This is a genomic window from Sandarakinorhabdus sp. (genome assembly GCF_041689835.1).
Classification (GTDB): domain Bacteria; phylum Pseudomonadota; class Alphaproteobacteria; order Sphingomonadales; family Sphingomonadaceae; genus Sandarakinorhabdus.
Map to the genome: position 1 here is coordinate 1 of NZ_JBDNFM010000059.1, position 13,061 is coordinate 13,061.

The window sequence follows — 13,061 nt, forward strand, 5'->3', positions numbered from 1 at the left end:
AGACGGCCAGCCGTCTGAACGTGGCATAGCGCGGATTATCCACCGCACATTTTCCAACGGCCACCGCCAGTAACGCATCGATCAGGCCCGGCGTCTCCTCCCCCATCGTGCCGGCGCGCAGGCGCTCACACAGGTCGGTGCGCAGCGCATCCAGGGGCGCATCATCATCCAGCACGGCAGCCAGTACGCCAGCCAGCAACGCCTGTTCGCGCGCCTGCGGCGCTTGCGCCAGCTCGCGTGCCACGATGGCCAGCACGTTCTGCGCCACCTTGGCATGAAAGGCCCGGCGGCCCTTCAGTTCGGGTTCCAGTTCGGCCAGGAACATCTGCACGGCCTCGATCAACGTCGCGGCTTCGATCTGCTCGGCCATCACACGCTCCCGAATTTGAGCTGGTGCATCAGGTCAAGCTCCACCTCCGACACGCGGCGGCCGATGGCGGCGCGTTCGACATTGCGCAGCCGGCCCGAAACATGATCATCGCCCAGTTGCAGGCAGGCGATGCCCCATTTCAGCGTGCCCCACACTTCCCAAAGCCGGGCGCGCTCGCGATCAACGGGGCCACCGCCAGCCGCTTCGTAAGCAGCGTATAATTCATCGCGCTGGCCAAAGCCGCCAACGGGGTTCTGCAACACGCCAAAACGCCAGCTGTTGCAGCACAACCAGCCCAGATCTTCATGGCCATCGCCCAGATGCGCCAGTTCCCAATCCAGCACTGCCACCAGGCCTTCGGGGGCCACCAGGAAATTGCCGGAGCGGAAATCGCCGTGAACGATGGTGGTGGCCGGACGATCTTCCACGCGTTCTTTCAGCCAGGCAAAGGCGAGATCAAACACTGGGCTATCCACCCCGAAACGTCGATAACTGGTAAACATCCGCGCCAGCAGTTCGGCCGTGCTGCCCGATGGCAGGGCCAAGCCGGCCACACCCGCAAGCGGCAAGCGGTGCAGCCGCGCCAGCACAGCGGCGCATTGCCCGGTCAACGCGGCGCGGGCCGGGGCATATTCGGGCAGTTTCAGCCATCGCGGTGCCAACGCCTCGCCAGGCAGCCGGGCCATGATGAAACCTTCGCCCAAGCCGTCATCGGGGCCAAGCACCCGCACCACTTCGGCGACCGGCAGGCCGTGAGCGTGGGCAAATTGCTGCAACTTGGCCTGATCGGCGCGCGGGAACCCGCCTTCCGGCACGCTGCCGGTGGCGGCGCATTGCAGGATCAATGGGCGGACGCTGCCATCATCAGCGACAGCATCAACAGCATAGGTGGCCGAAGACGCCCCGCCCGACAACTGTTCCACCCGCATCACGTCGCCGCTCAGCAGAGCCGACAGGATTTCGGGCGTCGGATCGATCATCAGTCAGCGGCCAGGCGAGCATAGCTGATTTCGTCGTACCAGGCATCGCCGTCGCGCCAGCTTTCCACAAACCGGCCTTCTTCGCGAAACCAGCAGCGTTCCAGCACGCGCTGGGCCGGGCGGTTGCGCCGGTCGGTGACGGCGACGATCCGGCGGCGGCCATTGCGGAACAGGCGGCGCGCCATTGCCTCCACTGCCTGTGCGGCAAGGCCCTGCCGCTGGCGCCGCGGATCCAGCGCAAATCCGATTTCAGCCGTGGCATTCCACGGCGGCGAAAAACGGATGCCCAGATCACCAACCATGATGCCCGTCTTGTCCAACAGCGTGAATTGCTGCCACCCGTCTGAATCGGGAGCCGCACGCCTTTGCATGGCGGCAATCAGCGCAATGCTTTCTTCCACGGATCGATCCAGCGGATCAAACGGCGCCGCGCTGCGGATGCGGTGCCAATCGGCCGCTTCCCCGCTTGTCATCGGCCGGATCAGCAAGTGATCCGTCTCGATTTCCCAGTCGTTCATGCTGAAATCCGTTGTCGAACCGTTACCGTTCTTTCCCTTGCACGGCCCCTGCGGTCCGGCAAGCCGGAGTGCCGCCGAATTGCAACACTGTGCCGTCCCGCTTTTCCCGATTGAACTGAAGGCTTGAAAAAACATGGCTATTCTGTAATCCACCGCTCATCGCCCGGAGAACGGGCCACTTTTGGGGTGCGGCAGTTCGATAGGCCGACCCCTGCATCGGGAAGGAATCGCATGTCGACTTTTGAAACCGCAGGCCGTTTGGCGCTGCGTGCCGCACTGCTTGTGAGCGTTGCTGCTCCGATCGCGTTGGCTGCCCCCGCCTTCGCGCAAACCGCCGCCGCCGACCGCGACGACGAAATCATCATCGTCACTGCCAGCAAGCAGACCAAGACCCTGCTGGACACCCCGATTTCTGTTTCCGTCACCGGCAAGGCTGCGATCGAAACCGCTCAGATCCGTGACGCGTTCGATCTGCAAACGCTGGTGCCTTCGCTGCGCGTGTCGCAGTTGCAGTCTTCGGCCAACACCAATTTCATCATCCGCGGCTTTGGCAACGGCGCCAACAACGCCGGCATCGAACCGTCGGTGGGCGTGTTCATCGATGGTGTCTATCGCAGCCGCTCCGCCGCCCAGATCGGCGATCTGCCCAGCCTGGAACGCATCGAAGTGCTGCGCGGCCCGCAATCGGTGCTGTTCGGCAAGAACGCATCGGCCGGCATCATCTCGGTCGTCACGTCGGAGCCCAAATTTGATTTCGGCGGCCAGGCCGAACTGTCGTATGGCAACTACAACGCCGTTGTTGCCCGCGCCGAAATCACCGGCCCGATCAGCGAAACCCTCGCCTTCAGCCTCGCCGGCAACTTCAACAAGCGTGATGGTTATGTGCGCAACGTTACGCTGAACACCGACGAAAATGAACGCAACCGCGGCGGCGTGCGCGCCCAGCTGCTGTTCAAGCCATCGGATGATTTCAAGCTGCGGATCATCGGCGATTACGACAAGATCGATGAAATCTGCTGCTCAGTGGTCAACATCGTCGATGGCCCCACCGGCAATGCCGTGCGGGCGCTGGGCGGCCGCATCATTTCCAACCAGCCGCTGGCTCTCACCTCGGCGACCAATTTTGGTTCCAGCAACGAGATCGACAACTTTGGCGTGTCGGGCCAGGCCGATGCCAAGACCGGCGATTTCGATTTGACCTTCATCGGTGCCTATCGCGGTGTGCGCCTGAATACCAATGCCGATAGCGACTTCACCAGCGCCGACATCATTGGTGCCAACCGTGGCCGCAACGCCATCGACACCTTCACTGCTGAAGGCCGCATTGCATCCAAGTTCGATGGCCCGATCAACTTCCTGCTCGGCGCCTTCTACTTCCATGAAAACATCGACGCGCAGGCCGCCCTGACCTTTGGCCGTGATTTCCGCGGTTATGCCAGCCTGCTTTCGGGCGGCGCCTACACCAATCTGGAGCCGACGCTGCGGGCGTTGCTGCCCGGCACCCCGGCGGGCGCGTTCGGCGGCCAGGGCCAAGGCCGATTTGAAGATTATGATTATCAGAACCGTGCCATCTCGGTGTTCGGCAGCGTTGATTACAGCATCTTCGAAAATCTGACCTTCACGGCTGGCGGCAACTTTACCCGCGACACCAAGCGCGTCACCACCCGTAACAGCAGCACCGATGTGTTTTCCGGCCTCGATCTGGTTCGTGCCGGCGTGAACGCCGGTGTGCCAGCGACGCTGGCTGCCAATCCTCGGTTCAACCCGTTCCTCGGCCTGCAAGCGCTTCAGTTTCTGCCGCCGTTCCTCAACTTCCCGAACGCCGTGGAAGATGGCCGCACCACCGACAGCGATTTTGCCTACACGCTGCGCCTGAATTGGAAGGCCAACGACAACATCAACGTCTATGGCACCCATGCGACCGGCTTCAAGGCCAGCTCGTTCAACCTTTCGGCTGATTCGAGCCCGTTCGCGACGCAGTTCATCCCGGGTTCGACTGCACAGTCGCCGGCGCCGGCCGCTTCGCCGATCCGCACCGCGCTGGGCGCCAACTTGCCGGTCAACCTTTCGACCGGTTCGCGCTTTGCCAACCCCGAACATGCCACCGTGTATGAACTGGGCATCAAGGGCCAATGGGAAGGTTTTGCCGTTAATTTCGCAGCGTTTCGCCAGATCCTGACCGGATTCCAGAGCAACGTGTTCTCTGGCACCGGCTTCATTCTGGCCAATGCCGATCAGCAATCGGTGAACGGCTTTGAACTTGATACCTCGATCTCGCCGACCCGCGATCTGCGCTTCACTGCCAACTTCACTTATCTTGATGCGAAGTTCGACAGCTTTCCGGGCGGTGCAGCGCTGGTGAACGGCAGCTTTGCCACCGTGCCGCTTGACCTGTCGGGCCAGCGCGCTGCCGGTACGCCAGAATATGCCGTATCGTTGGCCACCGACTACACGCTGCGCTTTGGCGATGTGAACAAGATGCTGTTCCATGTTGATTTCCAGCACGAAGCCCCGACGCAGATCGCTCAGGGCACCGTGCAGCTGCGCCGGACGGTGAACAATCTCAACGCCTCGGTGACGCTGGCGCTCAACAACAAGTTGGACTTCACGCTGTGGGGCCGCAACATCACCGACGAAGCCTGGATCACCACCATCTTCCCGGGCGTGGCACAGTCGGGCACCCTTTCGGGTTATCGCAACCAGCCGGCCACCTACGGCGGCCTGGTGCGCTATCGCTTCTGATCTTCGGCTTTGCTGAACCTTGGGGGGCGCGGCCGCTGGCTGCGCCCCCTTCTGTTTGCACCGCTTGCAAAATTTGCCGGTGATGGGCTTAAGAACGCCGGTGAATTCGTGGGAAATCCTGGCAACGGCGTTTGGGCTGGCCAACATCGTGCTGCTGGCACGGCGTTCGGTGTGGAACTACCCGTGCGGGATGGCAATGGTGGCGATTTTGGCTGCGGTTTTCTGGCAGAGCCGGCTGTATGCCGTGGCTGGATTGCAGATCTTCTTCTTTGCAGCGCAGGCGCATGGATTGATCAGCTGGCTGCGCGTGCCAACCGATGACGGCCAGGTGGCCGTGCGCCGCCTGCCGCGCGGTGGCTGGGCGATAGTGTTGGCCGGCGGCGTGGCGGGCAGCACGATTTTGGCGCTGCTGCTGGCACAAACCGATGCCGCAGCGCCGATTGCCGATGGTGCAGTGGCCGGCTGGTCGCTGGGAGCGCAACTGCTCACCAATTTGCGCATGCTCGAAAGCTGGCCGCTGTGGGTGGGCATCAACATCGTGTCGATCGGGCTTTATACCAGCCAGTCGCTGTGGATCACAGCGGCGCTGTATGTCGCCTTTTTGATCGGTGCGATCTGGAGCTGGAGGCTGTGGCATGAGGCGGGGCCCAGGGCGGGAGTAGGCTGAGTGGTGGCGGGGGCCGTTGTCCATGTGTGTTTTGTCGGCGTGGAATCGACCGGCAAAACGCGGCTGGCCGAGCGGCTGGCGCGGCGGTTGGGCGGCGTGCTGATCCCCGAATACGGCCGCGAACACGCAGAAACCATCGGTACCGATTTCACACCCGAAGCGCTGCGCTCCATTGCTCGCATCCATGCGCAGCGGCGCGCGGCGCTACTGGCGACACGCCCACGCCTGCTGATCGAGGATACCGACGTGGTGATGACAGCGGCCTGGTTCCGCATGCTGCATGGCCGCCGCGATGCTGAGCTGTCAGCGTTGCCGGCCAGCGCCGATCTCTATTTGCTGTTTGCGCCCGATACGCCGTGGGTGGCCGATGGCACGCGCCAGTTCGTCGGCCGCGACCGCCTGTTGTTCCAGGCCGCCATCGAAGACGAGATGGCAGCGCGCAATATCGAACCCGTGCAGATCATGGGCAATTGGCACCAGCGTGAAAACCAGGTGCACGCCGCCCTCACCCACCGGCTGGACAGCCTGCCCCAGACAGCGCCATAGGAGCGGCCATGGCAAACATCCTCCTCACCGGCGCTTCGCGTGGCATTGGCGCTGCAGCGCGCAGCTTGCTGGAACAGGCCGGCCACACTGTGATTGGCCAATCGACGGCCGGCGGCGGCGGCCTCATCGCGGCCGATTTCGCGCATCCCCGTGCGGCCGACGCGCTGTGGGCGCAGGCGTTGGACCGCGCCGGCGCCAAGGGTGAACGGCGGATAGATGTGCTGGTCAACAACGCCGGCGTGTTTGAAGCGGCCGAGATCGGCGACGCCGACGGATTTGCCGCCACTTGGGCGCGCAGCATCGCCATCAATCTGCAAAGCGCCGCCGATCTGTGCCGCCATGCCGTGCTGCATTTTCAACGAAACGGTGGGGGCCGCATCGTAAATGTCGCCAGCCGCGCCGGCCACAGGGGCGATTCGCCCAAACATTGGCATTATGCAGCGGCCAAGGGCGGCATGCTGGCAATGACCAAAACTATTGCCCGCGCGTATGCAGGCCAGAATATCCTGGCCTTTGCCATCACGCCCGGTTTCACCATGACCGGCATGGCCGAAGACTATCTGTCGAGCCGCGGCGGGGACAAGCTGTTGGCGGATATCCCGCTGGGCCGTGTCGCGACGCCGGAGGAAGTGGCCGAAACCATTCGCTGGCTGGCCAGCGACGCGCCAGCATCGCTTACGGGTGCAACCATCGATATCAACGGCGCCAGTTATGTGCGCTGACCAAAAGGACTGACATGCCGAACGTCACGGTTGTGGGCGCCCAGTGGGGCGATGAAGGCAAGGGCAAGATCGTCGATTGGCTGTCGGCCCGCGCCGATGTGGTGGTGCGTTTCCAGGGCGGCCACAATGCCGGCCACACGCTGGTGGTGGGCAACAAGGTCTACAAGCTGTCGCTGCTGCCATCGGGCATCGTGCGCGGCACGCTGTCGGTGATTGGCAACGGCGTGGTGTTCGATCCGTGGCATTTCCGCGACGAGGTTGCCCGGATCGGCGGCATGGGCGTGTCGATCACGCCTGATAATCTGTTCGTATCAGAAACCTGCCCTTTGATTCTGCCGCTGCACCGCGATCTGGATGCGCTGCGCGAAGACGCGATGGGCGCCGGCAAGATCGGCACCACGCGGCGCGGAATTGGCCCGGCCTATGAAGACAAGGTGGGCCGCCGCGCCTTGCGAGTGATCGATCTGGCGCATTTGGGCGAAATCGGCCCGCAGCTGGAACGGCTGCTCGCGCACCACAATGCGCTGCGCACCGGCTTTGGCGTGGCGCCGGTGGATGCCGAGGAATTGCAGGCGCAATTGGCTGATGTTGCGCCGTCGGTGCTGCCGTATATCCAGCCGGTGTGGAAACGCCTGCGCGATGCCCGTTCCCGCCGCGATCGCATCCTGTTCGAAGGCGCGCAGGGCGTGCTGCTCGATGTCGATCACGGCACCTGGCCTTTTGTCACATCGGCGAACGTGGGCGCTGGCCAAGCTGCCGCCGGCAGCGGCATGGGCCCGGATGCAACCGGTTATGTGCTGGGCATCACCAAGGCCTATACCACCCGCGTCGGCAGCGGCCCCTTCCCCACCGAACAGGATAATGCGGTGGGGCAGAAGCTCGGGGAGCGCGGCCATGAATTCGGCACGGTGACGGGCCGCAAGCGCCGCTGCGGCTGGTTTGATGCCGTGCTGGTGCGCCAGGCCATCGCGGTTGGCGGTATCACCGGGATGGCACTCACCAAGCTTGATGTGCTCGATGGGTTCGACACGGTGATTATCTGCACCGGTTACCGCCTTGACGGCTGCGAGCTTGATCATCTGCCCGCGCACCCCGCCGATCAGGCGCGGGTTGAACCCATCTACGAAGCCTTCGAAGGCTGGAGCGAGTCGACGGCCGGCGCGCGCAGCTGGGCCGAGCTGCCGGCGCAGGCGATCAAGTATATCCGCCGAATCGAGGAATTGACCGAGTGCCAGGTGGCGCTGGTTTCCACGTCGCCCGAGCGTGAGGACACCATCCTCGTGAAAGATCCCTTTCGCGATTGATTTGCGTCTAATCTGTCAAAATCCTTGCAATACCGTAAAATTTCATCATCATTGTTGAATGTTTTGTGCCGCACTGGTTGCTGCCAGCACCGCCTGCGGTGTCTGCAGCACCTGAGAGCGAGGCCCGACCAGCACGGCGGAGGCTATGCCCCCGTCTGCAACATGGCCGGGGCGATGCGGCTGCACGACATCGACGCACCGGAGGTGCCGGGCAACTGCAGGTCCGGGCGGGCCTGCGTGACCGGCAATCCCACTGCCCGTCGCGATCATCTGTGGCTGTCTGCACGCAACTCGCGGGCCAACAGCACCGCAGGTGATCGCAGCAATCAGGGCCGGCTATTCGTTCCACGAACCGCTGTTGGGGTTGAAACATTCGATGCGCCGTGAGCGGTGGCTTGAAGCCGAGCCGTGTTACGCAATCTTGGGGTGTTGGCGTTCAGGAATGTTTGCGGGGGGTATCATTGCTGGGGCGATGTTGGGCAGTTTTACGTGCCTGGCACCGATTCACGACAACGCCAGCACGGTGCGTTGTGCGAATCAGCCAAGCGCGATCCGGTTGATGGGCATCGATACGCCGGCCATGCCGGCGACATGCCGCGCAACAGAGGCTTGCCCGCCTGGCGATCCCTTTGCCGCCCGCGACGCCTTGCGTGCCTTGAGTTTGGGGCGGCCACTGGCCTGCGAGGCTGCCGGGACCGATGGCGAAGGCCGCACCCTGGCACGATGCCGGGTCGAGGATATCGATCTTTCCTGCGCAATGTTGGCTTCGGGCCACGCCGTCCTCAGCAAGACCGCTGGCGATTGCAACTGCACGGCCATTCGACGCCGCTCGGTTTTGCTGCAATCAGCACGCTACACGCCGCTGGCAGCGCCGGCCGGGCCGGGCGAAATGATGGACATCAGCGATTTGAGCACGGCCAATCCACTGCCAGCTTCGGCAGCCAGGCTGCCGCTGCATCAAACGCCCTGGTCGCTGCCCGTGGCCGGCGCGATGGTGATGATCGGCCTGTGGATGGCGATGGCCAATCTGGCCCTGCTGCAACTGGCCCATGAACGCTGGCCTTCGCGCCACCGCTGGGGCGCACCGATGGGCAAGCTTGGTCCGTGGCTGTTTCTTGGACTGGCTGCCGCGGGCGCGTCACCGGCGGCCTGGACCGCGTTGTGGACCCGCCACGCCGGCCGCCAGCAAGACCAATTACTCCCCCGCCTGCTCAACATCACCGGCATCCAGATCGGGCTGGCGACAGGTGCGCTTTGGTGGTGGATTGCCGGCTGAGCCAGCTTGCCTCGCCGCCCTTTGCCGATAAAAGATCGATGCGGCTGGAGGGCATCGACGCGCCCGAAATGCCCGGCGCCTGCCGCCGCGGCCGCGTCTGCGTTGACGGCGATCCGTTTGCTGCTCGCGACTATCTGCGCAGCCTGACTGCCGGCAAGGTGTTGCAGTGCGTGCAGGCAGCTACTGACAATTACGACCAGCGCATCGTCAATTGCACCGCCAATGGGGTGAACATCGGTTGCGCGATGATTGCCGCCGGCCAAGCCGTGCCGCGCTATGCGTCGCTGGATTGCGGCATCGGCGAGGCCGCCTCTGAACTGCCGCCAGCCCCACCTCAGCAGCGTTCGGAACAACCAGTCATCGCCGCTGAACTGGGACCGCCGCCGGTTATCGTACCGGACGACACGCCTGCCCGCATGGCCGCGCCCAAAGCAGATTTCGGCATCACGCTTTTCCCCTTGCTTGGCCTTGTTTTGATCAACCTGGTCACATGGGCGCTATTTGCCACCGACAAACGTCGCGCCAGCGCAGGCAGATCGCGGGAGCGCATCGCCGAATCCACCCTGCTGGGTTGGGCTGCACTGGGCGGCAGTCCGGCGGCATGGTGGGCAATGCACCGCCTGCGGCACAAATCGGCAAAGGATATTTTCAAGCAGCCCTTGCTGCTGATCACTGGTATGCAAGCCGGCATCGCCATTGGCGCGGCCTGGTGGTGGCTGGCGGGCTGATTGGCTTCATCGTTCAGTGTGACAAGCTATTTCGATTGGCGCAGCCTCGCCCGCTGGCTTATGCGAGCGGCATGAGCAACCATGATTTTGATCTTTTGGTAATTGGTGCCGGTTCGGGCGGGGTGCGTGCCAGTCGCATCGCCGCCGGTCACGGCGCCCGCGTCGCCGTGGCCGAGGAATTTCGCGTTGGCGGCACCTGCGTGATCCGCGGCTGCGTGCCTAAAAAGCTGCTGGTGTACGGATCGCATTTTGCCGAAGATCTGGTGGATGCCCGCCGCTTTGGCTGGCACATCGAAGGCAAGCGCTTCGACTGGCCCACGCTGCGTGATAACGTTGCGGCAGAGGTGGACCGGCTCAACGAGCTTTATCAGAACACGCTCGACAATAATGACGTCACCACGCTGTTGGGCCATGCTCGCTTGCTTGATGCACACACGGTGGACGTGGCCGGCACCCGCCACACAGCAGACAAAATCCTGATTGCCAGCGGCGCGCGGCCCTACCTGCCCGATGTGCCGGGTGCGGAATACGGCATCACCTCTAACGAAGTGTTCCATCTGCCAGAATTGCCGGGGCGCGTGGTGATTGCCGGGGCCGGTTACATCGCGACCGAATTTGCCGGCGTATTCCATGCGCTTGGCGTGGACGTGACCTTGATAAACCGCAGCGAGACCATTCTGCGCGGCTGGGAACCGGCGTTGGCTGATCGCCTGCTGCAGATCAGCATGGCCAAGGGGCTGAACTTCAAGTTGAACTGCCGCCTCGAGCGGGTGGAAAAGATCAGCGATGGCCTGCGCCTGCACTTCGCCGACGGCAAGACGATGGATACCGATGTGTTGATGTGGGCGCTGGGCCGCGTGCCCAATGTCGAAGATCTTGGCCTTGAGGGCGTGGGTGTTGCTCTGAACGAAAAGGGCGCCATCGCCGTGGATGAAGACAACTGCACCAATGTGCAGAACATCTTCGCCGTCGGCGACGTGACCGACCGCGTGCAGCTTACCCCGGTGGCGATCCGCGAAGGCCATAGTTTTGCCGATCGCCAGTTCGGCAGCAACCCGTGGCGGGTGGATTACAACGCCATTCCCTCGGCCGTGTTCTCCAATCCGCCTTTGGGAAGCGTCGGGATGACGGAGGCCCAAGCCCGCAACGCTTACGGCCAGGTGCGGGTGTTCACCTCGGATTTCCGGCCGATGAAGAGCGTGCTCGCCGGGCGCACCGAACGCGCGCTCTACAAGCTGGTCGTTGATGCTGCGACCGATCGAGTGGTCGGCGCCCACATGATCGGCCCGGATGCGCCGGAAATCCTGCAAGCCGTTGCCATCGCCGTGAAGGCCGGGCTGACCAAGGCCCAGTTCGACGACACCATGGCGCTGCATCCCACAATGAGCGAGGAACTCGTGTTGATGCGGTAGGCCGCGCCAGGCCTGCCAACCTTGCACCGCAGCACATAATCCCGCAAAGCACCCCGCGATGACCAACACCTGGACCCCCGACAGCTGGCGCTCACACGAGGCTCGGCAATTACCCAGCTACCCGGATCCTACCGCGCTGCGGGCGGTGGAAACTGAGCTGCGTTCTTATCCGCCGCTGGTATTTGCCGGGGAAGCCCGCGATCTGACCGACCGGCTGGCCGATGTCGCTGCCGGCAACGCGTTTTTGCTCCAAGGCGGCGATTGCGCCGAAAGCTTTGCCGATTTCCATCCCAACACCATCCGCGACACCTTCCGCGTGCTGCTGCAGATGGCAGTGGTGATGACCTTCGCCAGCAAGATGCCGGTGGTGAAGGTGGGACGCATGGCCGGCCAGTTTGCCAAGCCGCGCTCCGGTGACTTCGAAGAGATCGATGGCGTGTCGCTGCCCAGCTATCGTGGCGACAATGTCAACGACATGGCCTTCACCACGGCCGCGCGCACCCCCGAGCCGCAGCGCATGATCCGCGGCTACATGCAATCGGCCGCCACGCTCAATCTGCTGCGGGCCTTTGCGTCGGGCGGCTATGCCAATCTGCACCAGGTTCACAAATGGAACCTGGATTTCGCCGCGCGTTCGCCCTGGGCCGTACAATATGCCCAACTGGCTGATCGCATCGGCGAAGCGCTCGATTTCATGGCTGCTATCGGCCTGTCTCCCGAGACCGTACCGCAACTGAAAAGCACCAGCTTTTTCACCAGCCATGAAGCGCTGCTGCTGGGCTATGAAGAGGCGATGACCCGCGAGGACAGCCTGACCGGCGATTGGTACGATACGTCGGCGCATATGCTGTGGATCGGCGACCGCACGCGGTTTGCGGGAAGTGCCCATGTCGAATTCCTGCGCGGCGTGGGTAACCCCCTGGGCCTCAAATGCGGACCCAGTCTGGAAGCGGACGACCTGATTCGCCTGCTCGACACGCTCAATCCTGCGAACCGCCCGGGCCGAATCACCCTCATCACCCGATTCGGTCACGACAAGGTGGAGGCTCATTTGCCGCGTCTGATTCGCGCTGTTGCCCGTGAAGGCCGCAATGTTTTGTGGAGTTGTGACCCGATGCACGGCAACACGATCAAGGCCGCCGGCGGCCTCAAGACCCGTCCATTCGACAGGATTCTTGCCGAAGTGACTGGCTTTTTCGCCGTACACCGGGCGGAAAATACCCATGCCGGCGGCATCCACCTGGAGATGACCGGACAGGACGTGACCGAATGCACCGGGGGTGCCATCGCCATTTCCGACGAGGGCCTTGCCACCCGCTATCAGACTCAGTGCGATCCGCGCCTAAATTCCAGCCAAAGCCTTGAGATGGCGTTCCTTATTGCCGAAGCCCTCAAGGCTGAACGCGATGCGCTGGCGCGGGCCGCAGCGGCCTAACCCACACTGAATCGTTGCATCGGCCACACCCGGCGAGCCCTGAACGGCTGGCCGGGTGTGCTGCTGTTTGCGCCACCGCCACCCGCTTGGCCGGGGCTCGAAATGGCCCATGGTTACAATCCGACAACTATTTAGAACGGCTGGCCCTGTAACGACTAGCCTTGATAAATGTTCAGCACGATACGTGTGCGGCGTTTACTTTTTCCACATCAATACGGACTAAGCCAACAACACATCGGTTGTATCAGTGTTTTGATACAGGTGGTTAACGAAACGTATTTCTTGCATGGACATACACGCAAGTGAAGGCTTCGTTACTAGTTGCTTTGCGTAACACCGTGTTCATTATTTTGTTGTGCGC

General features: G+C 63.0%; 12 protein-coding genes. 9 read left to right on the plus strand and 3 right to left on the minus strand.

The window, feature by feature from the left end:
• From ACESL8_RS02955 to ACESL8_RS02965, 3 genes are all read right to left on the minus strand, one after another.
• On the minus strand, window positions 1–370 hold a 370-nt coding region (locus ACESL8_RS02955; protein ID WP_372915790.1), incomplete at its 3' end, for a DUF6285 domain-containing protein.
• Window positions 370–1,350, minus strand: coding sequence for a phosphotransferase family protein (locus tag ACESL8_RS02960; protein WP_372915792.1), 981 nt, complete (start codon window positions 1,348–1,350; stop codon window positions 370–372). The genes ACESL8_RS02955 and ACESL8_RS02960, both read right to left, overlap by 1 nt.
• Window positions 1,350–1,868 (minus strand): GNAT family N-acetyltransferase, encoded by a 519-nt coding sequence (locus ACESL8_RS02965; RefSeq protein WP_372915794.1) that lies wholly within the window; start codon window positions 1,866–1,868, stop codon window positions 1,350–1,352. Before ACESL8_RS02965 ends, ACESL8_RS02960 begins: the two co-directional genes overlap by 1 nt.
• A 231-nt stretch (window positions 1,869–2,099) precedes the next feature.
• Here ACESL8_RS02965 and ACESL8_RS02970 point away from each other — a divergent pair, with 231 nt between their 5' ends.
• From ACESL8_RS02970 to ACESL8_RS03010, 9 genes are all read left to right on the plus strand, one after another.
• Window positions 2,100–4,610 carry a TonB-dependent receptor gene (locus ACESL8_RS02970; RefSeq protein WP_372915796.1) on the plus strand — a complete coding sequence of 837 codons (2,511 nt, stop codon included), beginning with the start codon at window positions 2,100–2,102 and terminating at the stop codon, window positions 4,608–4,610.
• 100 nt (window positions 4,611–4,710) lie between these two features.
• Window positions 4,711–5,277, plus strand: a complete 567-nt coding sequence (gene pnuC / locus ACESL8_RS02975) for a nicotinamide riboside transporter PnuC (RefSeq protein ID WP_372915798.1) — start codon at window positions 4,711–4,713, stop codon at window positions 5,275–5,277.
• A complete protein-coding gene (locus ACESL8_RS02980) occupies window positions 5,278–5,823 on the plus strand; it encodes an AAA family ATPase (RefSeq protein WP_372915800.1) in 546 nt (181 codons plus the stop codon).
• Between the two features lie 8 nt (window positions 5,824–5,831).
• Complete coding sequence (locus ACESL8_RS02985; RefSeq protein ID WP_372915802.1) at window positions 5,832–6,545, plus strand: SDR family NAD(P)-dependent oxidoreductase; 714 nt, start codon at window positions 5,832–5,834, stop codon at window positions 6,543–6,545.
• Window positions 6,546–6,559: 14 nt separating this feature from the next.
• Window positions 6,560–7,849, plus strand: coding sequence for an adenylosuccinate synthase (locus ACESL8_RS02990; RefSeq protein ID WP_372915804.1), 1,290 nt, complete (start codon window positions 6,560–6,562; stop codon window positions 7,847–7,849).
• 523 nt (window positions 7,850–8,372) lie between these two features.
• On the plus strand, window positions 8,373–9,125 hold the full coding sequence (locus ACESL8_RS02995; protein WP_372915806.1) for a thermonuclease family protein: 753 nt from the start codon (window positions 8,373–8,375) through the stop codon (window positions 9,123–9,125).
• Window positions 9,110–9,853, plus strand: a complete 744-nt coding sequence (locus tag ACESL8_RS03000) for a DUF1294 domain-containing protein (RefSeq protein ID WP_372915808.1) — start codon at window positions 9,110–9,112, stop codon at window positions 9,851–9,853. The genes ACESL8_RS02995 and ACESL8_RS03000 overlap by 16 nt, the downstream gene beginning before the upstream one ends.
• A 71-nt stretch (window positions 9,854–9,924) precedes the next feature.
• Complete coding sequence (gene gorA, locus ACESL8_RS03005) at window positions 9,925–11,265, plus strand: glutathione-disulfide reductase (protein ID WP_372915809.1); 1,341 nt, start codon at window positions 9,925–9,927, stop codon at window positions 11,263–11,265.
• 58 nt (window positions 11,266–11,323) lie between these two features.
• Complete coding sequence (locus ACESL8_RS03010; RefSeq protein ID WP_372915811.1) at window positions 11,324–12,700, plus strand: class II 3-deoxy-7-phosphoheptulonate synthase; 1,377 nt, start codon at window positions 11,324–11,326, stop codon at window positions 12,698–12,700.
• Window positions 12,701–13,061: the final 361 nt, after the last annotated feature.